Below are 23,487 nucleotides of genomic sequence, written 5' to 3' on the forward strand. Positions count from 1 at the left end.
TTGAACCAGACCACGATCGCCCACATCCCGCGGCACCTCGGCGACGTGGACTGAGGCGGCGCACCGTGGAGATCTGGTATGGCGCCGAGCAGGTGCCGGCAGCCCTGAGGGATCCCTCCGGCCCCGGCAGCATCGTCACCGTAGGCGTGTTCGACGGCGTGCATCGCGGCCACCAGGCGATCCTCGCCCGCGTCGTGGAGCGCGCCCACCATGCGGCCACCCCCGACGGGCGTCGGCCGTGCACCATCGCGTTGACCTTCGACCCGCATCCGGTGGCGGTACACCGCCCCGCCACACGGCTTCCACTGATCACCTCGCTCGCCGACCGCCTGGAGTCCCTGGCGGCCACCGGCTTGGATGCGGTGCTCGTGGTCCACTACACCCTCGACTTCGCCGACCAGGGGCCGGAGGAGTTCGTGCGCGACTGGCTCGAGGGCCTGCTCGGAGCGCGGGCGATCGTGGTCGGTGACGATGTGCGTTTCGGTCGCGACAACAGCGGCGACGCCGCCACCCTGCGCCGGATCGGTCGCGCCGACGGCGTGGAGGTGGAGATCGTCTCCGACGTCGTCGCCCCCACCGGCCGCCGCTGGTCCTCCACCTGGGTGCGTGAACTGCTGGAGGCCGGCGACATGCGCGGCGCCGCCGAGGTCCTCGGCCACGTCCACCGGCTGCGCGGCACGGTCATCCACGGGCACCGCCGCGGCCGCGAACTCGGCTTCCCCACCGCGAACCTGGACGCCGCCACCGCCGGCGTGGTCCCGCCCGACGGCGTTTACGCGGGCTGGCTGGTGCGCTCCCCCCAGGCGGGGGTGGCCGGCGCCGCGGGGGAGGAGCGCCTGCCCGCCGCCATCTCCATCGGCACCAACCCGACCTTCGACGACGTGCCCGACCGCACCGTGGAGGCGCATGTGCTGGGGCGCGCGGACTTGAACCTGTACGGGGAGGTCGTGGTGATCGAACTGGTGGAGCGGCTGCGCCCCATGCTCGCCTTCGACGGCCTGGAGCCGCTGCTGGCGCAGATGCGGCAGGACGTGATCGACACCGCCGCGGTGCTGGACGTGCCCGTGCCCGAGCCCATCCGCCCCGAGGACGTCACCGCCCTGTGACGGCAGGGGGGCGCCGACACTGGGCGATGCCGCTCCGCTCGGGGCATCACTGCCGCGGGTGGGCGGAGAAGAACTCCCACATCAACTGCGAGGCGTTGATCTCCTGGGTGATCGTGCCCAGGGCGGACAGGTCCGCGCTCGTGCCGGGCCAGGTGTGACCGCCGGCGTCCACCGTGTACAGCCCCACCTCGGTGCCGCTCTCGCAGGAGCCGTAGCGGGTCAGGGACACGTGGTCGCTCACCTGGTCGGTGGTGGGCTCGGCGGTGCAGCCGTCCAGCTCCGCCCAGGTGCTTACGGCCGTCTCGACGCCGTAGCCCCAGCGAGGATCGTCGTTGCCGTCATAGGGGTTGACCACGTCGTCGGTGCCGTGGAAGGTCAGCACGGAGACCGGCTGGTCCGGGGTGCAGCTCGAGGGGTCGATCGTGGTCAAGTCGTCCGCGGTGGCCTTGCCGGCGCGCAGACCCGCGACGGGCGCGATGGCGGCGATCAAATCGGGGCGCTCGCAGGCCAGGGCGCTGGCCATGCGGCCGCCCCCGGAGTAGCCGGTCGCGTAGACGCGGTTGGGGGCCACGCAGGCCTGCTCCGACAGGGACTCGACAACCGTGGTCAGGAAGGCGACGTCGTCGCGGGCGTCGTCCGCCGGGTACTCGCCGGCGGTGGTGGGCACGCCGGGCACGTTCCAGGCCCAGTTGCCGTCGGGCAGCGGGTCGTCGGTGTCCAGGGCGATGGCGGCGGTGGGCTCGGCGACGATGAATCCGTCGGCGTCGGCGTCGGCCACGGCATCGAGTTCGCTGATCTGTGCCTGGGAGACGCCGTTGGAGTTGGAGCCGTGCAGGTCAAGGACCAGGGGGAGAGGGGAATCGGGGTCGGCGTCCTCGGGCACGTGCACGCGGACCGGGTAGGTCTCGTCCTCGAAGACGACGTCGACGGTCTGCGTGCCCGACAGCGTGCGGCTGCAAGGCGACACCATGGTGCCGGTGCCGGAACTGTCGGCGCCGGCGGTGCTTGACGAGGTGGGCTCGGCACCGCATCCGGTGACCGCGACCGGGGCGAGCACAACCAGCGCGGCGATGAGCGATACGAGCACAGGCCGAATACGTGCGGAGGGTTTCAATGACTGCTGCGCAGGGGATAGCAAGGGGACTCCTCAGGGAAACAACGATGTTTGCGGTGCTGCAGGTAACGCCAGTATAGGCGGCGGGGCCGGCTGCATGTGCCCGATGCCACCGGCCGGTGGGCGAGGCGCGCGGCCCGCGGCTGATATGGTTGCCCAGCCGTCGATCGGCCGCGGGAGTGTCATGCCCGGGAGAACCAGCCCCGGCGCTCCGCGCAACGAGAAGATCAGGAGTCATCGTGTCGATTTCCCCCGAACGCAAGCAGGAGCTCATTGCCGAGTACGCCACCCACGAGGGCGACACCGGCTCCCCGGAGGTCCAGGTCGCCATCCTGTCCGAGCGGATCTCCAACCTCACCGAGCACTTCAAGACCCACGCTCACGACCACCACTCGCGCCGCGGCCTGTACCTGCTGATCGGTAAGCGTCGCCGCCTGCTGGACTACCTCGAGCGCGAGGACATCGAGCGCTACCGCAAGCTCATCGCCCGCCTCGGCATCCGCCGCTGAGCGACAGCGCGCCAGGACTACACAACGGGCCCCGGTCTCCACAGTGGAGACCGGGGCCCGGCGCGTGGTGGTTGTCCGGCCATGCGCTGCCGGACCCTGGGCGAATTGATCTCGCACCAAGCCCCCCGCGGTGCCCACTCCGGCGGGGCGGGACCTGACGGTTCGTACCTTCAGGACGACGGTTCGTACTTCTTCTCGACGGTTCGGCACCCCGGGGTACGAACCGTCGCCACGAGTGCCGAAGCGTCCGAGCCGAGTGCCGAACCGTCACGTGAAGTGCCGAACCGTCGCCCACGGGGCCACCCGCACCACCACACCCTCTCGAACACGAAGAGCCTGAGGGCGGGGCGCGCCGACGTCCACCAGGCGGTATCGACGCGTCCGGCGCGACTCACAGCAGTGAGCGGTACAGCGCCTCAATGTCCTCACGGGTGGCCGGGCGCGGGTTGCCGGGGGTACACACGTCGGCGAAGGCGTCCTCGGTCAGCGCGGCGATACCGGACTCGTCCACGCCCACCTCGCTGATGCGCGTGGGGTTGCCCAGGTCGCGGGTCAGCTGGGCGACGGCGTCAACGGCGGCCTGGCGCGCCTGGTCCAGCGGCATGGTCTGCGCGTCGGCCACGCCGAAGGCCTCGGCGATGTCGCGGTACTTCTCGCCGGTGTACTCGGCGTTGTAGGCCATGATCGGGGCGAGCAGGATGCCGTTGGCCACTCCGTGCGGAGCGTTGTAGCGGCCGCCCAGTGGGTGCGCCATGCCGTGCACCAGGCCCAGGCCCACGTTGGAGTAGGCCATGCCGTTGATGTAGGCGGCCAGCCCCATCTGCTCCACGGCGTCGGCGTCGCCCTCGGCCGCCTTACGCAGGTTCTTCGCGATCATTTGGATGGAGCGCAGGCACAGGGCGTCGGACAGCTCCCAGGCACCGGGGGTGATGTAGCCCTCGATGGCGTGGGTGAGGGCGTCCAGGCCGGTGGCGACCTTCAGCCCACGCGGCATGCCGTCCATCAGGTCGGGATCCACCACGGCGATCACGGGGATGTCGTGCGGGTCGACGCACACGAACTTGCGCTGGTTCGCGGTGTCGGTGATGACGTAGTTGATGGTGGTCTCCGAGGCGGTGCCCGCGGTGGTGGGCACCCCGATGATGGGCGTGCCCGGGTGCTTCGTGGGGGAGGCCCCCTCCAGGCTGAGCACGTCCTCGAACTCGGGGTTGGTGGCGATCACCGAGATCGCCTTGCAGGTGTCCTGCGGGCTGCCGCCGCCCAGGCCGATGAGGATGTCGGCGCCCGAGTTGCGGAAGGCGGCCAGACCTGCCTGCACCTTCTCCACCGGCGGGTTGGGCACGACGTCGGAGAAGATCTCCCAGGCAATGCCTGCGGCGTCGAGCAGGTCGGTGATGCGCGCGGCGGTGCCGTTCTCAGCCAGGACCGGGTCGGTGACGATGAAGGCCTTGCTCAGTCCACGGGCGGTGATCTCGGTGGGGATGTTGGCGATGGCGCCGCGTCCGAAGTAGCCGGTCTGGTTGAAGATCATGCGGTAGGTCATAAAACGCTCCCTTGGGTTTCGGATCGCCGGCGCGTGGCCGGCAGACGAGGTGGGTGATCCACCACCACGCACTTGAAACGATTGCATAAGGCTTGCCTCAAATGGAAGGCACGAAAGTCCCGAGCCCTCGGCGCGTCCTATTTCACGTCTCCCGGCCGTTCCGTCACCCCCGCGCGCGCGGGCGCCACGGTAGGATCTAGCCGTCCGTCCTTAAGCTAGTGGCAGTGGGTTTTCCGGGCGCCGGCAGGTGCTCCGCCGAACACGCCCTCCCGGATCGGTTCCGGAACAGCCCGCACTACCGGACGCGGATGGCGCCGGCAGCGGCGTCGTCGGCCCGGAAGGCAGCTACGGGGAGTGGACCCGGTGGCCGGGACAGACCCGGTAACCGGACGGCACGGCCCGTCGGTTTTCGGTGGTGGCCTCCGGACCAGCGCGTGCGCAGCTCCGTGGGCCTCGATCGAAGGCCACGGTCGGCCTAACGATCGACACAGAAAGAGACACGCAACATATGTTCCTTGATGACCCCGAGGTCACGGCCGCCGAGGCCGTGATCGACAACGGCCCCTTCGGCAAGCGCGTGGTCCGCTTCGAGACCGGGCGCCTGGCCAAGCAGGCCGCCGGCAGCGCCATGGCCTACCTGGACGGTGAGACCACCGTGCTGTCGGCCACCACCGTGGGCAAGCACCCCAAGGACCAGTTCGACTTCTTCCCGCTCACCGTGGACGTGGAGGAGCGCCAGTACGCCGCCGGCCGCATCCCCGGCTCCTTCTTCCGCCGTGAGGGCCGCGCCGGCACCTCCGCCATCCTCGCCTGCCGTCTGATCGACCGCCCGCTGCGCCCCTCCTTCGTCAAGGGCCTGCGCAACGAGGTGCAGGTGGTTGAGACCGTGCTGTCCATCCACCCCGACGACGCCTACGACGTCCTGGCCATCAACGCGGCCTCCATGTCCACCCAGATCGCGGGCCTGCCCTTCTCCGGCCCCGTCGCCGGCACCCGCCTGGCCCTCATCGACGGGCACTGGGTGGCCTTCCCCCGCTACTCCGAGCTTGAGCGCGCCACCTTCAACATGGTGGTGGCCGGGCGCGTGCTGGAGGACGGCGACGTCGCCATCATGATGGTCGAGGCCGGCGCCACCGAGAACGCCTGGGACCTGATCGCCGCCGGCGCCACCGCCCCCACCGAGGCCGTCGTCGCCGAGGCCCTGGAGGCCGCCAAGCCGCACATCAAGGTGCTGTGCGAGGCCCAGATGGAGGTCGCCAAGCACGCCTCCAAGCCCACCGCCGACTTCCCCCTGTACCTGGACTACACCGACGAGCAGTACGACGCCGTCGAGAAGGCCGCCGAGGCCCATGACCTGGCCGCTGCCATCGCCACCGAGGGCAAGCATGCCCGCGACGAGGCCACCGACGCCGTGCGCGACGCGGTGCTCGCCGACCTGGCCGAGGCCTACCCGGCCGAGGAGGACGCCAAGGCCCTCAAGGCCGCCTTCCGCTCCGTGACCAAGAAGCTCGTGCGCCACCGCACCCTCACCGAGGGCGTGCGCATGGACGGCCGCGGTCTGAAGGACATCCGCACCCTGGCCGCCGAGGTCGAGGTGCTGCCCCGCGTGCACGGCTCGGCGATCTTCGAGCGCGGCGAGACCCAGATCATGGGCGTGACCACCCTGAACATGCTGCGCATGGAGCAGCAGATCGACGACCTGTCGCCGATCAAGCACAAGCGCTACATGCACCAGTACGTCTTCCCGCCCTTCTCCACCGGCGAGACCGGCCGCGTCGGCGCCCCCAAGCGCCGCGAGATCGGCCACGGCGCCCTGGCCGAGCGCGCCCTGGTGCCGGTACTGCCCAGTCGCGACGAGTTCCCCTACGCCATCCGCCAGGTCTCCGAGGCGCTCGGCTCCAACGGGTCGACCTCCATGGGCTCGGTGTGTGCCTCCACCCTGTCGCTGCTCAACGCCGGCGTGCCGCTGCGCGCCCCGGTTGCCGGCATCGCCATGGGCCTGATGCACGAGGAGATCGACGGCGAGACCAAGTGGGCCACGCTCACCGACATCCTCGGCAGCGAGGACGCCTTCGGCGACATGGACTTCAAGGTGGCCGGTACCCGCGACTTCATCACCGCCCTGCAGCTGGACACCAAGCTGGACGGTCTGCCCTCCGACGTGCTGGCCGGTGCGCTCGCCCAGGCCCGCGACGCCCGCCTGTTCATCCTGGACGTCCTCGCCCAGGCGATCGACTCTCCCGACGAGATGGCCCCCACCGCTCCGCGCGTGCTGAGCGTGCACATCCCCGTGGACAAGATCGGTGAGGTCATCGGCCCCAAGGGCAAGATGATCAACCAGATCCAGGAGGACACGGGCGCCGAGCTGACGGTCGAGGACGACGGCACCGTCTACATCGGCGCCTCCGACGGTCCGTCCGCCGAGGCCGCCCGCGACGCCGTAAACGCCATCGCCAACCCGCAGATGCCGGAGATCGGCGAGCGCTTCGTCGGCACCGTGGTCAAGACCACCACCTTCGGCGCCTTCGTGTCGCTGACCCCCGGCAAGGACGGCCTGCTGCACGTCTCCCAGATCCGCCGTCTGGTCGGCGGCAAGCGCGTGGAGAACGTCGAGGATGTGCTGGGCGTGGGCGACAAGGTCGAGGTCGAGCTGGCCGAGATCGACCAGCGCGGCAAGCTCAGCCTGCACGCCGTCCTCAACGAGGAGCAGCAGGCGGCCGAGGACGAGGCCAAGGCACGCCGCGCCGAGCGCGGTGAGGGTGACGGTGAGCGTCGCCCGCGCCGCCGCCGTGAGCGCAGCGAGGAGGACGGCGAGCGCCGTGAGCGCCGCCCGCGCCGCCGCCGTATGCGCACCGTGGAGGCCTCCGAGGAGGAGTGATCCGGCAGACGACATCTGCAACGCCCTTGGGGTAACTGCTCGGCCAGCGCGGGAGTATTCCGGACTGGCCGAGCAGTTTTGGTATTGAAATCACCCTCTCTTGACGCGTAGGTTTATTTAAGTTATGCGTGTGAAAATGTGTTATTGTATACGGCGGATGTCCGCTCAATTATGGCGGAAGTACGGCTCTCTCACTACCCGTGTTGCGGCGACTGTCACTGTTATCGTGGGTATCGTGGGTTCGTTGCTTGTGCAATTAGGTCTGTTCACCGATTTGGATAGTAGCTTAGGTAGTGAATCGAACAATAGGGTCCACATGATTTCATTACGTTGGTTTTGGGTATATGTGGTTGTGTCAATTGTTCTCCTTGTAGCGGTGGTCGCGGTTATATGTTCCGCCGGTATAAGGTCGACATCTGTAGTCGAGTCGTGTGGGGTGGCGGTCATACTGGCGGTCCTGGCGACTTTAGTTTGTGCGTACAATGTGAGGAATCTAGCTGCGAGTCCTGATGTAACGGCAAGCTCTGCCGCCGAGCGTGCCGCAGTGCCAGTATTCTGTGTGTGCGTACCTTTTGTTTCGATATCCATTGTTTTATGTTCCGTCGCTCTAGGTGAGTGGTTCCAATGTTTTGTTCGAAAGTCCGTTCTCATCATCAGGTACAGTCGTCTGAGGGGTCTTGACCCTTCTCTGCCAGAACTTGCGCTTTGGAAGAGTGGAAATGATCATAAGATTACAATCAAGGCGTGCGTTGCGGTTGAAAAGAACGCCACGAATAAGTCGCTGATTTCGTCTATTGTGGCGAAGTGGATATTTCCCGTCCTGTTATTGCTTCTGGTTTCGGATGCTGGGGAGTCTGATGTTGTTCATTTTATCGCTAGATGGCTTCGTGGTGATCAATTCAAGCATGAGATAGTGAGCTTATTCGATCCGTCAGGTCTTGGTGGTAGCTGGCGAGGTCTCTGGTTGTTGATGCTGCCGGGGCTATTTTATGTGTTAGTGAAACATGTAAGCGACGCGCTGCGGTGGATACGTTGGCAGACTATTAAATCTCAAATCGCTCCGGGTTCGAGGTGGACACGCTGGTTCTCTGAATTTGCGATGTAATTTAGGCTGTCGACGGCCTCTAGCTAGGCCGGTAGGCTCGTGCGGTGACCACTCCCGCCCCGACCGGCCCCGAAACCAGCTTCGCCGAAGCCGCCCTCGACCGCGCACCCGCAGGCGCCCCCGGCACCGAACTGCGCCTCGTCGACGACGGCGCCACGATCCGCCGCTCGATCCTGCCTGGCGGGGTGCGGGTGATCACCGAGCACGTGCCCGCACTGCGCTCGGCCTCACTGGGCATGTGGTTCGGCGTCGGCAGCCGCGACGAGCGCGCCGGCCAGGAGGGCTCCACCCACTTCCTGGAGCACCTGCTGTTCAAGGGCACCGCCACGCGCAGTGCCCACGACATCGCCGAGGCCTTCGACATGATCGGTGGGGAGTCCAACGCCGCCACCTCCAAGGAGCACACCTCCTACTACGCCCGCGTGCTCGGCCCGGACGACCTTACCGCCCTGGACGTGCTCGCCGACATGGTCACCTCCTCCCGCCTGGACCCGGGCGAGGTGGAGACCGAACGCGGCGTGATCGTCTCCGAGCTGGCCGACGCCGCCGACGACCCCGCAGAGATCGCCCAGGAGGCTTTCGCTCGCGCCGCCTTCGGTGACGACACCCCGCTGGGGCGCCCCATCGGCGGCACCTACGAGACGGTCTCGGCGGTGCCCCGCGACGCCGTGTGGGAGCACTACCAGCGCACTTATGCCTCCGACACGCTCGTGGTCGCGGCCGCCGGCGCCGTCGACCACGACGAGATCTGCGCGCGCGTGGCCGCCGACCTGGCTGCCGCCGGCTGGGACACCAGCGGCGCCGTCGCCCCGCGTCCGCGCCGCTTCGAGACCGAACCCGTGGCGGAGCTGACGGTTCATGACATCACGGTGAACCGGGAGGCCGAGCAGTCCCACGTCTACCTCGCCTGCCAGGGCATTCCGGCGCTGGACGAGCGCCGCTGGACCATGAGCGTGCTCACCACCATCCTCGGCGGCGGCATGTCCTCGCGCCTATTCCAGGAGATCCGCGAGAAGCGCGGTTTGGCCTACACCACCTACGCCTTCGACACCCCCTACGCCGGGGCCGGAGCCTTCGGGCTGTATGCCGGCTGCGCCCCCGGCGACGTCGATGAGGTGCTGACCGTCATGGCCGGCGAGTTCGAGTCACTGGCCGCCGACGGCGTCACCGAGCGCGAACTGGAGCGCGCCCGCGGGCAGATCCGCGGCTCCATGGTGCTCGGGGGAGAGGACTCCCTGGCGCGCATGGGGCGGCTGGGGCGCGCCGAGGTCGTCACCGGCCGGCTGCGCTCGATGGAGGAGAACCTGCGCCGCCTGGACGCGGTCACCGCCGACGACGTGCGCGCCCTGGCGGCCCAGCTCACCGCCCAGGAGCGCTGCCGCGTGGTGGTCGGGCCGGAGGCCTGATAGGTAGTAGCGGACGGTGCGGTCGTAAACAGCGATCGCGGCGAGCACGCGGCGACCGCCCACGGTCAACCTTGCGCCTGCCTACCCCGAAGTCGCTGGGGCTGGAGCACGGCAAAAACGAAGAAGAGGACCGTGCCGATCACCCACGCTCCGGCTATGCCCGTGGGATGAGTGAGGGCAACCGCGATCATGACTCCCAGTGCCACGGCGGCAATCGCCTTCAGGGTCTGCAGGCCGGTGGTGACTGCGAATGCCGTGCTTGTGGCGGAGATTGCGACGGCGATTGTCACCGCTTGTTGCGGGGTATCCAAGTTCAGGTGGACGAGAACCGCACACACGGCAGCGACGGCGACGACAGACAACGACGATATGACGCTCTGCCGAACCTCGCGCACTGGGTTTAAGCATGGGCTGCTTGACGAGCCATGGCCGAACTGCGACATGGAGACTCCCTTGGGTGTGAGGTATGGCACGGATGCTATTGAGGTGGCTTTGCGGGAGTCAACGCTCCTACGAGACTCATCTCAGGTGCCCGAGTGCGGGGATTGAGGGTGCTTCGTGGTTGAGAGTGTGGTGTCGGAGGTGTGGGCCGGCGAGGCAGCACGGTGTGGAGGTGCGGGGGCTGCTGGGCGTGTGCGGCCCAAGCACCCGCGCGAACAGGGTCGGGTCCCGCCCCCCGAATGTGTCATTGCTGGCTAGGATGCCGGCATGAGTATCGCTGTTGCCGTAGTCGGCGCCGCCGGGCGCATGGGATCGACCGTCTGCCAGGCCGTTCAGGACGCCGACGGGCTCGAGCTCGTCGCCCGCCTCGACGTCGGCGACACCATCAGCGCCGACACCCTGAACGGTGCCGATGTAGCCGTCGACTTCACGGTCCCGGCCGTCACCGAGGACAACGTCCACGCCCTCATCGACGCCGGCGTGGACGTGGTGGTGGGCACCACCGGTTGGACGGACGAAGCCTACGGGCGCGTGCGTGAGCACCTGGCCCGCCCCGAAGCGGCCGGCCGCAGCGTCATCATCGCCCCGAACTTCGCCCTGTCGGCGGTGCTGACCATGAGCTTCGCCGCGAAGGCCGCCCGCTACTTCGAGTCCGCCGAGGTCATCGAACTGCACCACCCCAACAAGGTGGACGCCCCCTCCGGCACCGCCATCGCCACCGCTCGCGGCATCGCCGCCGCCCGCGCCGAGGCCGGGCTGGGCCCGGTGCCCGACGCCACCGAGACCGACCCGGACGGCGCCCGCGGCGCCGTAGTCGACGGCGTGCACGTACACGCCGTGCGCCTGCGCGGGCTCACCGCCCACGAGGAAGTCGTGCTCGGCAACCCCGGCGAGCAGCTGACCATCCGCACCGACTCCTTCGACCGAGCCAGCTTCATGCCGGGCGTGGTGCTGGCGGTACGCGAGGTCGGCGGACGCGAGGGCCTGACCATCGGCCTGGACCAGCTGCTGGACCTCTGACGGCGCCCGGGGCTGCCCGGGCGCCGCGCGTCGACTCGAGGCACGCACGAACGACGGCGCGTGCCGGCTTGGCCTGGTCGCCCGACGCCGTTACAGCACGGCCGCCCAGCAGTCCTCAATGACGCCCTGCCCGACCGGCAGCCGGCGGAAGGACTCGGTGCGCTTCAGGCCGGCGCCGCGCAGGAACCCGGTCAGGGACTCGTCCCCGCGCACCGCCCACACCAGCAGCACGTCGGCGCCCTGGGCGCGCGCCCGATCCGTGGCGGCGGCCAGCAGTCGGGAACCGTGCCCGCGGCGTTGCCGCTCGGGGGCCACCCCGAGCGCGGTGATCTCCAGACCCCGGCCGACCCCGTCCACTCCTACACCGACGGCGTCTCCTGCATCGCCCGCCGCGTCCGTGCCGTCGGGGGAGGGAGCGAGCCCAATCAGGCCCGCCACCTCGCCGCCCTCGCCGACGGCCACGAACACGCGGTGCGCCGGCGACGGTGGGGCCACCACCGCCTGCTCCCAGCCGGCGGCGATCACCGGCGCCGCTACCATCGCCTCGACTCCCGGCGGCAGCGGCACCTCGTGGGCGGCCGCGTGCGCGGCGCGCAGCGAGGCCAGCATGGCGGCGGCATGCACCCGCCCGATCGCGTCCAGGTCCGCGGCGGTGGCCTCACGCACGAAGCCGGCGGCGGATGGGGAGGAAGACGACGGGCGGGGCGCTCCGCCGGGGATGGGGGTATCAGTCATGCCGCCGAGCCTATGCGCCCATGCCGGCCGAAGCCGTCTTCACCCCGCATGCTCGCCCGTCGCATCCGCAACGGCCCCGCCTCCGGCCGCTCACTGTGCGACCGGAGCCGCCGCCGGAGCGGCAATACCGTTACGCTGCTCACTATGAGCACTCTCCCCAGCCGCTCCTTCGGCTCCGTTGGCGTAGCCATGGTCACCCCCTTCACCCCGGAAGGGGAGATCGACGTTGAGGCCGCCCAGAAGTTGGCCGTCTCCCTGGTCGACGACGGCGCCGACATGATCCTGCTGGCCGGCACCACGGGCGAGGCCCCCACCACCCACCTGCCGGAGAAGCAGACCCTGCTGCGTGAGGTGAAGGACGCGCTCGCCGGCCGGGCCATGCTCGTGGCCGGCGCCGGCTCCAACGACACCGCTCACGCGGTGCGCATCGGGGTGGGCTCCCAGGAGGCCGGCGCGCAGGGGCTGCTCATCAACGCCCCCTACTACAACCGCCCCAGCCAGGAGGGCGTCTACCGGCACATCATGGCGGTGGTCGAGGCCACCGACCTGCCGGTCATGATCTACGACATTCCCGGCCGCACCGGCGTGAAGATCACCGACGACACCCTCGCCCGCCTGGCCGAGCACGAACGGGTCCTCGCGGTCAAGGACGCGACCGGCGACGTCGAGCAGGGCTTTGAGCGCATGGAGGCCACCGGCCTGGAGTACTACTCCGGCGACGACGGGCTGAACTTCGCCTGGCTCACCCACGGTGCCAGCGGCGTCGTATCCGTGGTCGCCCACGCCGACGCCCACTCCTGGCGGGAGATGATCCGCGAGGTCGACGCCGGTGACCTGCCCGGCGCCCGCGCCGTGGCCCAGCGCATGCGCCCGTTGGTGCGCGCCATCATGGGTGGTGGTCAGGGCGCGGTGATGGCCAAGGAGGCGCTGGCGTTGCAGGGGCGCATCCCCAGTGCCACCGTGCGCCTGCCCCTGGTGCGCGCCACCGCCGCCGAGGTCGCCGCCCTGCGCGGCAGTCTCGAGGCCGCCGGGCTGCTCTGAGCCCGCCGGGCTCGCTGGCTCCGATCCAGCCGGCTCCGTACGCCGCCGAGCTCAGGCGCCGTCGACGCGGCCGAGGATCTGCTCGCGCACCACGCGGCGCAGGATCTTGCCGATCTGGGAACGCGGCATCTCCTCGATGATCTCCAGGTGACGCGGCAGCGCGTAGTGGGGGAGCACCCGCTCGGCGTGGGCGCGCACCGTCTCCAGGGTGACCGCCCCGGCCGGTGTGCCCGGCTCCAGCACGACCGCCGCGCACACCAGTTCCCCATTCGCCCCGCCCGGCAGCCCGACGACGGCGACGTCCGCGACGCCCTCCAGGCTCAGGATCGCCGCCTCCACCTGGGAGGGGTAGACGTTGAAGCCACCGGTGAGGATCAGCTCGCGCCGCCGGTCGGCCATCCACAGGAAGGAGTCCTCCCGGCGCACCATGTCCCCGGTGCGCAGCCAGCCGCCGGGCAGCATGGCGGCCGCCGTCGCCTCCGGGTCGTCCCAGTAGCCGGCGAAGACCTGCGGTCCGCGCACCAGCAGTTCGCCCGGCTCCCCGTCGGGCACCTCCCGCCCGGGGTCCGGGGCGTCGGGGTCAACGACACGCACGTCGGTCGACGCGAAGGGCAGCCCCAGCGCCCCCAGGCGGCGGCTGGGTCCCATGGGCGTGCCCGAGACGATCGGGCTGGTCTCCGTCATCCCGTAGCCCTCCACGAAGTAGCCGCCGGTGGCGGCCTCCCACTCCGCCCCCACGGCCGGCGGCATCGGGGCCGCCCCGCACACGCCGTAGCGCAGGGTTTTCAGGGACACGCCCTTCTTCTGGGCGCCCCGCAGGATCCGCTCGAACATCACCGGCACGCCCACGAAGAACGTGAAGGGGCGGCGCTGGTGGGCCTCCAGCACCTGGCTGACCGAGAACTTCGGCAGCATCACCTGCGTGGCCGCCTTCTGCACCGCGCAGAACACGTTGAAGGTCAACCCGAAGGCGTGGAAGAAGGGAAGCAGCGCCAGGAAGGTCTCCCCGCCCTCGTGCAGCATCGGCACCCAGGCGATCGCCTGGTTGGCGTTGGCGCGCAGGTTCTTGTGCGTGAGCATCGCGGCCTTGGGCATGCCGGTGGTGCCGCCCGTGTGCAGCAGCACGGCCACGTCATCCCCGCCCGGCTGCGGCCAGGAGGCCTCCAGCCGCGCCGCATGGGCCACCTCCCGGTCCCAGGAGCGCACGCCCGCCGGCAGCGATTCGGCCCGCATGGAGGCGCGAGTCTGGCGCGCCCTGGCCACGGGCAGGTACAGGGCGGCGCGCAGCCGGGCGGGCATGGCGGCGGCCAGGTCCACACTGAACACGGTGCGCCCGGCCAGCGGGTCGGCTCCCGGATCCGTGCCGCCGGCCGCCGTCGACGCCGGATCCAGCACCAGTTCGACGCCCTTCTCCCAGGCGATCACCACCCGCGCGCCGTGGTGGGCCAGCTGGGCGCGGATCTCCTGCGCGGGGGCGAGCGGGTTGTGCTCGGCGACGATCGCCCCCAGCCGCAGCGCCCCGTAGATCGCCACCACGTGCTGCGGACAGTTCGGCATGAGCAGGGCGACCCGGTCTCCGGCCTTGACGCCCGCCCGGCGCAGCAGGCCCGCGGCGCGCTCGGAGGCCTCGAGCAGCTCACGGTAGGTCAGGGTCGCCCCCATGAAGTCCAGTGCGACCCGGTCCCCGTAGAACTCGGCGGCGGTGTCCAGGAGGTCTCCCAGCGGGCCCTCCGGGACGTCGATGACGGCGGGGATATTCGGCTGGTAGTGCGGGCGCCGGTACCGCTCGGCGTCCTCCACGTCGCTCACCGGGTCTGCTCCCCGGCGCCGGTGCCCTGCTCGGGCTCACCGCGGCCGACCTCACCCAGGCGCTCCACCAGGGCGGTGGCGGCGGACTGGGAGGCGGCGGCCGCCGTCGCCGCCGCACCCGCGGCCGCCTCCCGGGCGGCCAGCAGTTCCTCGCGCACCACCCGGCGCAGCACCTTGCCGATCTGGGAGCGCGGCATCTCCGTCAGGATCGCCACCTGGCGGGGCAGCGCGTAGTGGGACAGGGTCTTCTCCGCCCAGGCGCGCACCTGGTCGAGCGTGACCGTCTGCCCGTCCTTGGGCAGGATGGCGGCCACCACGGACTCGTTGCCGGCCTCTGCCGGCAGCCCGACGACGGCGACCTCCTCCACCTGCGGCATGGAGCGCACGGCCGCCTCCACCTCGCTGGGGTAGATGTTGAAGCCGCCGGAGATGATCAGTTCCTTGCGGCGGTCGGCCATCACGTAGAAGCCGTCGTCCTCCTGGCGCACCAGATCCCCGGTGCGCAGCCAGCCCCCGTCCAGCATGACGGCGTCCGTCTCCTCGGGGTTCTCCCAATAGCCGATGAACACCTGCGGGCCGTGAACCACCAGCTCGCCGACCTGGCCCGGTTCCACCTCCACCTCGGGGTGGTCGGGGTCGACCACGCGTACGTCGGTGGACGGGTAGGGCACGCCCAGTGCGCCGGGCCGCCGCTCGGGGGAGATCGGGTTGCCCAGGATTATGGGTGCCGTCTCCGTCATGCCGTAGCCCTCGATGATGACCCCGCCGGTGGCCTCCTCCCAGGCGTCGGCCACCGCCTTGGGAGTCGGCGCCGCCCCGCAGACGGCGATCTTGCAGCTGGACAGGTCGGCGCCGGTCTCCCGGGCGCGGGTAACAATCCGATCGAACATGACCGGCACCCCCGGGAAGAAGGTGGCCGGGTGCCGCTTCCAGGCGGCCAGCACCATGTCGGCCCCGAACTTGGGCAGCACCACCTGGGTGGCGGCCAGCCCGACGGCACACAACAGCGACAGGCTCAAGCCGAAGGCGTGGAAGAAGGGCAGCACCGCGTAGAAGGTCTCCTGACCGACCTCGCAGGTCTGGGAGGCCCACGCCAGGCTCATCTCCGCGTTGGCGCGGGCGTTGGCGTGAGTCAGCTGGACCGCCTTGGGGGTACCGGTGGTGCCGCCGGTGTACAGCAGTACGGCGACGTTGTTCACGTCCGGCAGAGGGTGGCCCGAGGGCAGCGGCGGGGTGGTGGCGACCAGGTCGTCCCAGGAGGACACCCCGGCCGGCACTCTGCCGCGCAGCTCGTGGCGTTGGGAGCGGGCGGCCGCCACCGGGAGCTTCAGGGCCAGTCGGCTGGTCCACGGCAGCCCGCGGGACAGGTCCACGGACAGCACCCGCGCCTCTGCCATGCCGGCGCGATCGAGGGAGCCGACGGCCTGCACGATCCGCGCCAGCGACTTCTCCCAGGCGATGATCACCCGGCCGTGGTGCATCTGAATCTGCTCGCGGATCTGGGCGGCGGGGGCCAGCGGGTTGTGCTCGGCGACGATCGCCCCGAGCCGCCAGGCGGCGTAGGCGATCACGACGTGCTGGGGACAGTTGGGCAGAATCACCCCGACGACGTCGCCGCGGCCCACGCCCAGGCGGCGCAGCGCCTCCGCGGCCCGCGCCACCTGGTCACTCAGCTGCCGGTAGGTGGTCGCCTGCCCCATGAAGTCCAGGGCGATCCGGTCCGGGAAGCGGCGGGCCGCATCGTCGAGCATGCGGGAGAGCGGCTCGGTGACGGGCGCGATCACGCTGGGGATGCCGGGGGCGTAATGGGGGCGCTGGTATTCGGAGGAGTCGCCCCGGGTGCGTGCCTGGCGGCCGGCGTCGGCGGCCTGGTCAAAGCTGCTCATCGTTCCCTTTCCCGAGTCTCCCGCCCTGGCCTGGCGGGCGACCGGGCGGGGAGTCGTAGCCTACGCAACCGTAACCTACGGTGGCGTAGGTGTGTGGGCGCGTGATGAGCATGCGACCTGTGGTTTGACGCTCACTGTCGGCCCGACCGTCGGCAGGCTAGCGCGCCGGCCTGTGCGCTGGCCGGGAGCCGGCTACAGGCCGGCGGGAAGCGGCAGACGGGAGACCACCCGCAGACGCCGCGTCGGCCGCGTCATCGCCACGTACAGGTCGCCGGGGCTTGATTCCCCGATGGCCGCCGGGTCCACCAGCACCACCACGTCGAACTCCAGCCCCTTCGACAGCCGCGGCCCCATCACCGCCAGTCGACTGCGCAGAATGTCGCCGCCCGGCGCCTCCATTGCGGCCGCCAGCGCCGGATCCTGCGCCAGCAGGGCGGCGACCTGTCGCGGCTGCGGGGCGATCACCGCGATGCGGCCGGCACTCTTGCCGACGGCCGCATCCAATGTGACCGACTCCGCCGCCACCGCCTCACGCAGGGCCTGGCCCCAGGCGGCATTGGCCGCCTCGTCCCGCCCGGCGGCGGGGGAGTCGGAGAGGTCGTCCACCGCGAGGCAGTCGGGCAGGTCGCGTACCGAGCTCACCGGGTAGTTCACCGGCGCGCCGAGCCCCGCGGCCACCTGCTCGGCCGCCCGCATGATCGTCGCCGGTGTGCGGTAACAGACGGTCAGCGCCTCCTCACGCAGCGGCGTCGCCGCCGCCAGCGCCCGGGAGCCGCGCCCACCGCGGCGCTTGGGCGGGCGCGTGCCCAGAGCCGAGAGCACGTGCCGCCACGAGCCCGGGCGGCTCGGACCGGAGTACTGGGCCAGGTCGCCCACGATGGTGAAGGAGCGCACCGGGCAGCGGCGGGCCAGTGCCCGCCACGCCATGGCACCCAGCTCCTGCGCCTCGTCGACGACGACATGTCCGTAGGTCCAGCTGCGGTCTGCCCGTGCCCGCTCCGCCAGCGTGAGGGACGGCCCGGACTCCTCGACCCGGTCGGCCAGCATCTCGGCGCTGACCATGCCGTCCCCGAGCTCCTGCGACTCGATCGCCTGCGCCGCGTAGGCGACCAGCGACTCGTGGCGGCGCGCCTCCAGACGGGCGCGGCGGGCCTCGGCGTCCTCACTGGGCCCCAGCAACTCGGCCAGTTCGTCGATCAGGGGCACGTCCGCCTCCGTCAACTCGCTGCCCGCCGGTCGCTCCAGCAGCCGCCGCTCGGCCGGCCGCAACTCCGGGGCCACCCGGGCCAGCAGGTCCGGGTGAGACCACAGTCGCTCCAGCAGGCCGACCGGCGTCGTCGGCATCCAGCACAGGTTGATCTCCCGGCGGGCGTCGCGGGCGGTGCGAATATCCTCCCGGATCCAGGCGCGCGTGTCGGCGTCGGTGGCGTCCTGGTGGGTGGCGGCGGCGAACTGGTCGGTCAGGCGCTCCAACAACCACAGCACGAAGGTCTCGCGCGCCAGGTTGTGGGGCTTGCCCGAGCGCCGGGCGCGGGCGGCCGCCTCCCGCACGTCCGCGGGCAACAACTGCAGGTGGGTGCCCTGCACCACGATGTCTCGGGGCGCGTCCGGCACCCGCTGCAGCCCACGCACCGCCCGGCGCAGAATCTCCGTCCACACCGACCGGGACTTCAGCTCGGCCACCTCGCCCGGCTCGGTGCCGCGGGCGTGCACGCCCGGCACCAGGTCCGCCAACGTGGTTGAGACCACGCCCGTTTCCCCCAGGGACGGCAGCACCTGCTCGACATAGCGCAGGAAGGTGCGCGACGGGCCCACCAGCAGCACCCCGGAGCGCTCCAGGCGCTCGCGTTCGGCGTAGAAGAGGTAGGCGACCCGGTGCAGGGCCACCGCCGTTTTACCGGTGCCGGGACCACCCTGCACCACCAGCACGCCCTTGCCGCCACCGGTCACCACCCGGTCCTGCTCGGCCTGGATCGTGGCGACGATGTCGCCCATGCGCCCGTCACGGGCCGCGGACATGGCCGCGATCAACGCGCCCTCACCCTGCAGCCCGTCAATGGCCATATGCGTCTGCGCGGCCTCGGGGTCGGCCGTGGCCAGTGCGGCAGGCCCGCCCGCCGCGGTCACGTCGATCAGCTCATCCTCCAGACCGATCACGCGGCGCGCACGCGTGTCGATGTGCCGCCGCCGCACCAATCCCATCGGGGCGGAGGCAGTGGCCTGGTAGAAGGCCCGCGACAGGGGAGCGCGCCAGTCCAGCACCACCTCGCGGTGGCGGACATCCTGCAGGCCGATACGCCCCACGTAATGGCGCAGGCCCGCCGCGGTCACGTCGCCATCCCCATCCGGGACGGCGGGGGCGGGGCCGTCGGCACTATCGGCAATCGGCTGCGCCATATCCATGCGTCCGAAGACCAGCCGGTCCTCCACCCCCTCCAGGGAGGCGATCAGGTCGGAGTAGTGCACCGCGTAGGCGTCCCGCTCACCGCGCGACTGGTGCGTCCCCGAGGCGCCCCGCGCCTGCGTGGCCGTCAGTGAGCGGCGGGCCGCGCCCAGCTGCCGGTCCAGTTCGCTGTAAGCCAGATCCACCACCTCCTGCTCCGCTGCGATCTCGCGGTCACGGGCGGACGCCATGGTCGGACGCTGGTCGGCCGACTCGGTGGCCTCGGCCGGTTCGGGGCAGGGATGATGCTGGCTCACATGACCTCGCTAGGCGTTGGGCCCTCACCGGTGCGGGCCAGGGCCCGACGGCGGCGGCGGAGAAGAAGTAGTCGTGTACGGTGGTGGTCGGCGCAGGGCCTCCGCGCGAGGCGGCACCCGAGCCGACGGGGATCGTCCATTATCTCCCCGGCGACCCGCCTCGCCAGCTACGCGTCATCTTGTTCGCCCGGAGGGGACGCGTAGGGGACCGCCGGTTTCGGGGATGGCGGGGGAATCCGCTTCGTGGCTTACGCCGGAGCCCACCGGACGGGAACACAGGCCGCCCTCCCGGTGTTGCACCAGCCGACGCATGGCCGTCTGCACGGCCCGCAGCGGGCCACGTGCGAGATGCGCCTGCATGAATACGAGCGCTGAAGGCGCGAGAGGAGGAGCGATGCGACAGCTATACACCGTGGAGCACCCAGCGGGTGAGCCAGTCTCGCCGCGCGTGCTCCTGCACTACTTCGACGGAGCCATGGACGCCGGCCACGCCGGATCGCTGGCCGTGGACCAGCTGGTGATGACCCTGCCCCACACCCGCGTGGCCACCTTTGACATCGACTCCCTGCTCGACTACCGGGCCCGTCGGCCGGTGATGACCTTCGACCACAACACTTACAGCGACGCCGCCATGCCCGAGCTGGTCCTGGACCTGCTGCAGGACGACGACGGCGAAGACCTGCTGCTGCTGCACGGCTCGGAACCCGATTACCGCTGGCAGGAGTTCGCCGACGCCGTAATCCACCTGGCCGTGTCCATGGGGGTGAGCCAGGCCGTCGGCATCAGCGGCATCCCCATGGCGATCCCGCACACCCGCCCCACCTACGTGCACGCCCACGGTTCGCAGCCGGACAAGCTCAACTCGCAGACGGAGGTGTTCGGCCGGGTCGAACTGCCCGGTTCCATGGGCGCCTTCCTGGAGTTGCGCCTGGGCGAGGTCGGCATCGACTCCCGCGGCCTGTCCGCCTCCATTCCCCACTACATCGCCCGCGACGACTTCCCGCAGGGTGCCGCCGCGCTGCTGCGCGCGGTGGCTGAAAACACCGGCCTGGCCCTGCCCCTGGGCGACCTGGAGGCGGCCGCCAACGTCAACCGCGCCGAGATCGACGCGGAGGCCGCCCAGCAGCCCGAGGTCAGCGCCGTCGTCTCGGCGCTCGAGGCCCAGTACGACGCCATGCTGCAGCAGGCCGAGGACTTGGGCTTCGAAGGCACCCCCACGCTCGACCTGCCCAGCGCGGACGAGATTGGCGCCCGCCTGGAGGCCTTCCTGGAGGCGAACGAAAACACCTCCGGCGACGGTCTCCAGCACTAGCGCGGCTCGAGCCGCGCTCGCGGCCGGTACCGTCCCGGGCTGCCCCGCGGGCGGGCTCTCGGCCCCCCTTAACTGGGGTGGGGCAGCGCCGGGTCGTTCGGCCGCCAGGTGCGCACCGGCAGCGGCAGGCGCCGCACCGCCCGCTCCACGGCGTCCAGCTCCGGAGGCGTGAACGGTTGCGCGCGGGCCACCAGCACCAGATTGCCGCGGCGCCGGCCCCGCACCACGGCCGGGTCACCCACCACCAGCACCCCGCCGAACACGGCGCACAGGTGCGCCAGCTCCGCCGCCACCACGTCGCGCGGCGGGCAAACGGTATTGGCCAGGTACAGTCCGCCGGGCGCCAGCAGCCGGCGGCATTCGGCCAGGAACTCGCGCCCCCGGCAGGCGCCGGGAACCATGCCGCCCGCGAACACGTCGCGCACCACCACGTCCCACGCCTCGGCATGCAGCGTGCCCACCACCTGGGCGGCGTCGCCCACGCGGATGCGCAGCCGCGGCGCGCGCGGCAAGTCGAACCATTCGCGCACCTTGCGGGCCAGCACAGCGTCAATCTCCACCGCCAACTGGGTCGAGCCCGGCCGGGCGGCATCCCAGGCGCGGGCCAGGGCACAGCCGGCGCCGCCCAGGTGCAGTGCCCGCAAGGGTTCACCCCGCCCACCCAGCGCCGAAACGACCGCGTCCATCTGCTGGAGGTACTCGAAGTCCAGGTGCGTGGGGTCACGCAGATCGACCCAGGAGGACTCGGTGCCGTCTAGTAGCAGCAGCACCCCGGTGTCCCGCAACTCCAGGCGCGCCGTCGCGCAGGAGGTCTCCACCGGCCCCGTGGGCAGAGCCGCGGCGCGGACGGCGGCGTCGGTGCCGCGGCGGCGCTGTTTGGAGGAGCGGGCGGAGGATTGACTGCGTGTCACAGGGGCACGTTATCGTGGCCGCGTAAGACGTCGCCCAGTCAGCCCCGGGTACGGGGCACGGCGGGGATACGCGGGGGAGGGCGGATATGAGCCGGGCACCGCGGGCCGAGAGCGCCCGCCGCTCGTGGGGCGAGGACGACTCCGCCACCCCCATTCTGCACGTGGACATGGACGCCTTCTTCGCCTCGGTGGAACTGCTCGAGCACCCCGAGCTGGTCGGGCGCCCCGTCATCGTCGGCGGCCGCGACGGGCGCGGCGTGGTCTCCGCCGCCTCCTATGAGGCCCGCGCCTACGGAGTCAGCTCGGCCATGCCCATGAACGAGGCCATGCGCCGCTGCCCCCAGGCCGTGGTCCTGCCGGTGCGCCACGGCGTGTACTCCGCCGTCTCCCGGCAGGTGATGGGCATCCTCGGTGAGGTCACCCCGTTGCTGGAACGCGTCAGCGTGGACGAGGCGTTTCTGGACGTCTCCGGCGCCCGTCGCCGCATGGGCTCTCCGGTGACCATTGGGCATTGGATTCGACGCCAGGTGCGCGAGCGCGTGGGGGTACCCGCCTCCGTCGGTATCGCCTCCACCAAGTTCGTGGCCAAACTGGCCTCCGCTCACGCCAAACCCGACGGGCTTCTGCTGATTCCTGCGCAGGCAACCCAGGACTTCCTCAACGTGTTGCCGGTGGGCGCCCTGTGGGGAGTGGGGGAGAAGAGCGCTCAGGCGCTGGCCCGCTGGGGCATCACCGACGTGCGGCAGTTGGCCGCCACCGATGTGCGCCGCCTGGAACGCATCCTCGGCCCGGCGGCCGCCCGCCACCTGCACGATCTGTCCCACGGCGTCGATCCGCGTCCGGTCACCCCGCAGCGGGAGGAGAAGTCCGTCGGCACCGAGAGCACCTTCTTTGACACCATCACCGATCGTGAGCACGCCCGCCGGGTGCTGCTGGACCAGGCTCACCAGTGTGCCGCCCGGCTGCGCGCGGGCGGACTGCGGGGCCGGGTGGTGGTGCTGAAGGCACGCGGCGCCGACTTCGTCACCGTCACCCGATCCCGCACATTGGGGGTGCCCACCGACCTGGCGCGCGACATCTTCGCCGTCGTGGAGTCGCTGTTCAACGCCCTGCCCACCCCGGGCGGCGGCTTCCGGCTGCTCGGGGTGCGGGTGGAGGGCCTGGCCCGCGCCGACGACGGCGTCCAGTTGCTCCTGGACGATGACCCGCGCCGCGGCGCCCCCGAGCGCGCCGCCGACGCCGTACGCGAGCGTTGGGGCAGCGCCGCCCTCGCCCCCGCCAGCCTGCTGTCCCGCCCCCGGGAGCCCGATCAGCCCGACCGTCCTGCGCACTGAGGCGGCCGCGGCGCACGTGTTTCGCGGCGCCCATCCGCCGCCGTCCGGGCGGGGGTCGGGCGCCCGCGATTCGGGAAGAACCCCGCGTCGTACGTTGTTTTCTGGGTAATGGGACGGGCTGGTTTTCATCCTGTGACGACAACCGCCTATCCTGGATGTTGTTCAGGCGGGTTGGCCGAGACGACCCTCCGGCCGTCCATGTGAGCCCACAACCGGAAGGGAGGCGTGCCATGGCATTGTCGGAACGCGAGCAGCAGGTGCTGCGCGACCTTGAGGAACAACTCAACGACGAGGACCCGTCGCTGGCCGAGACCATGCAGCATGCCGAAACGGCACTGCGGCGCCCCTCACCACGCCGCATCGGCGCTGGGGCCGCGCTGCTCCTGCTCGGCCTTGCCGTCGTGATCGGCGGCGTGGCCGCCGGCAGCAGCAGCGTCGTGTCCATCCTGCTGGGCGTGCTCGGATTCGCCCTAGCCGTGTGGGGGGTCACGCTCATGCTCTTCCGCCCAAGCTCTAAGGCGACCGCGGCCGGCGTCGGCAACGCGAAGCGCTCCTCCTTCATGGAGCGCCAGTCAGAGCGGTGGGATCGCCGCCGCGACGGCCAGAACTGACCACCCCGGGCGCATTACGGCGGGGG

17 protein-coding genes are annotated in these 23,487 nt (G+C 70.8%); 9 read left to right on the forward strand and 8 right to left on the reverse strand.

Going from position 1 to position 23,487, the window contains the following annotated elements:
- The first annotated feature begins 65 nt into the window (after positions 1-65).
- Entirely contained in the window at positions 66-1,106 is a 1,041-nt protein-coding gene (locus DRB06_RS13730; protein WP_073333010.1) for a bifunctional riboflavin kinase/FAD synthetase, read from the forward strand.
- 46 nt (positions 1,107-1,152) lie between these two features.
- Here DRB06_RS13730 and DRB06_RS13735 read toward each other — a convergent pair whose 3' ends face one another.
- Entirely contained in the window at positions 1,153-2,193 is a 1,041-nt protein-coding gene (locus DRB06_RS13735; protein WP_258522274.1) for a PHB depolymerase family esterase, read from the reverse strand.
- A gap of 266 nt (positions 2,194-2,459) precedes the next feature.
- Between DRB06_RS13735 and rpsO the strand changes: the two genes are divergently transcribed.
- Positions 2,460-2,729: a 30S ribosomal protein S15 gene (gene rpsO, locus DRB06_RS13740; RefSeq protein ID WP_073333012.1), complete on the forward strand. Its 270-nt coding sequence runs from the start codon at positions 2,460-2,462 to the stop codon at positions 2,727-2,729.
- A gap of 391 nt (positions 2,730-3,120) precedes the next feature.
- Here rpsO and fucO read toward each other — a convergent pair whose 3' ends face one another.
- Entirely contained in the window at positions 3,121-4,272 is a 1,152-nt protein-coding gene (gene fucO, locus DRB06_RS13745; protein WP_073333014.1) for a lactaldehyde reductase, read from the reverse strand.
- Positions 4,273-4,780: 508 nt separating this feature from the next.
- On the opposite strand from fucO, the gene DRB06_RS13750 reads away from it, so the two are divergent.
- Together DRB06_RS13750 and DRB06_RS13755 are read left to right on the forward strand one after the other, a co-directional pair.
- Entirely contained in the window at positions 4,781-7,150 is a 2,370-nt protein-coding gene (locus DRB06_RS13750; protein WP_111820248.1) for a polyribonucleotide nucleotidyltransferase, read from the forward strand.
- Positions 7,151-8,299: 1,149 nt separating this feature from the next.
- Complete coding sequence (locus DRB06_RS13755) at positions 8,300-9,661, forward strand: pitrilysin family protein (RefSeq protein ID WP_111820249.1); 1,362 nt, start codon at positions 8,300-8,302, stop codon at positions 9,659-9,661.
- Between the two features lie 65 nt (positions 9,662-9,726).
- On the opposite strand, the gene DRB06_RS13760 is transcribed toward DRB06_RS13755, so the two are convergent.
- The gene (locus DRB06_RS13760; RefSeq protein ID WP_146750907.1) at positions 9,727-10,104 is read right to left on the reverse strand and encodes a hypothetical protein; all 378 of its coding nucleotides are present in this window, start codon (positions 10,102-10,104) and stop codon (positions 9,727-9,729) included.
- A gap of 265 nt (positions 10,105-10,369) precedes the next feature.
- Between DRB06_RS13760 and dapB the strand changes: the two genes are divergently transcribed.
- On the forward strand, positions 10,370-11,122 hold the full coding sequence (dapB, locus tag DRB06_RS13765) for a 4-hydroxy-tetrahydrodipicolinate reductase (protein ID WP_111820251.1): 753 nt from the start codon (positions 10,370-10,372) through the stop codon (positions 11,120-11,122).
- Between the two features lie 90 nt (positions 11,123-11,212).
- Here the strand turns inward: dapB and DRB06_RS13770 are convergent, their stop codons facing one another.
- Complete coding sequence (locus DRB06_RS13770) at positions 11,213-11,857, reverse strand: GNAT family N-acetyltransferase (RefSeq protein ID WP_111820252.1); 645 nt, start codon at positions 11,855-11,857, stop codon at positions 11,213-11,215.
- 144 nt (positions 11,858-12,001) lie between these two features.
- On the opposite strand from DRB06_RS13770, the gene dapA reads away from it, so the two are divergent.
- Positions 12,002-12,898, forward strand: coding sequence for a 4-hydroxy-tetrahydrodipicolinate synthase (dapA, locus tag DRB06_RS13775; protein WP_111820269.1), 897 nt, complete (start codon positions 12,002-12,004; stop codon positions 12,896-12,898).
- Between the two features lie 51 nt (positions 12,899-12,949).
- Here dapA and DRB06_RS13780 read toward each other — a convergent pair whose 3' ends face one another.
- The 3 genes from DRB06_RS13780 to DRB06_RS13790 form a co-directional block, all read right to left on the reverse strand.
- On the reverse strand, positions 12,950-14,707 hold the full coding sequence (locus DRB06_RS13780) for an AMP-binding protein (protein WP_111820253.1): 1,758 nt from the start codon (positions 14,705-14,707) through the stop codon (positions 12,950-12,952).
- Positions 14,704-16,593 carry an AMP-binding protein gene (locus DRB06_RS13785; protein ID WP_111820254.1) on the reverse strand — a complete coding sequence of 630 codons (1,890 nt, stop codon included), beginning with the start codon at positions 16,591-16,593 and terminating at the stop codon, positions 14,704-14,706. The genes DRB06_RS13780 and DRB06_RS13785 overlap by 4 nt, the downstream gene beginning before the upstream one ends.
- A 192-nt stretch (positions 16,594-16,785) precedes the next feature.
- Positions 16,786-19,227 (reverse strand): AAA family ATPase, encoded by a 2,442-nt coding sequence (locus DRB06_RS13790; RefSeq protein ID WP_111820270.1) that lies wholly within the window; start codon positions 19,225-19,227, stop codon positions 16,786-16,788.
- A gap of 460 nt (positions 19,228-19,687) precedes the next feature.
- Here DRB06_RS13790 and DRB06_RS13795 point away from each other — a divergent pair, with 460 nt between their 5' ends.
- Positions 19,688-20,605, forward strand: a complete 918-nt coding sequence (locus DRB06_RS13795; protein ID WP_073333047.1) for a PAC2 family protein — start codon at positions 19,688-19,690, stop codon at positions 20,603-20,605.
- Positions 20,606-20,673: 68 nt separating this feature from the next.
- Here DRB06_RS13795 and DRB06_RS13800 read toward each other — a convergent pair whose 3' ends face one another.
- Positions 20,674-21,423, reverse strand: coding sequence for a spermidine synthase (locus DRB06_RS13800; RefSeq protein ID WP_111820271.1), 750 nt, complete (start codon positions 21,421-21,423; stop codon positions 20,674-20,676).
- Between the two features lie 179 nt (positions 21,424-21,602).
- On the opposite strand from DRB06_RS13800, the gene dinB reads away from it, so the two are divergent.
- The gene (gene dinB / locus DRB06_RS13805; protein ID WP_111820255.1) at positions 21,603-22,850 is read left to right on the forward strand and encodes a DNA polymerase IV; all 1,248 of its coding nucleotides are present in this window, start codon (positions 21,603-21,605) and stop codon (positions 22,848-22,850) included.
- Between the two features lie 230 nt (positions 22,851-23,080).
- The gene (locus DRB06_RS13810) at positions 23,081-23,461 is read left to right on the forward strand and encodes a DUF3040 domain-containing protein (RefSeq protein WP_073333051.1); all 381 of its coding nucleotides are present in this window, start codon (positions 23,081-23,083) and stop codon (positions 23,459-23,461) included.
- Positions 23,462-23,487 lie beyond the last annotated feature (26 nt).

It is taken from the genome of Actinomyces sp. Z5, assembly GCF_003287795.1.
Lineage (GTDB): Bacteria > Actinomycetota > Actinomycetes > Actinomycetales > Actinomycetaceae > Actinomyces > Actinomyces glycerinitolerans.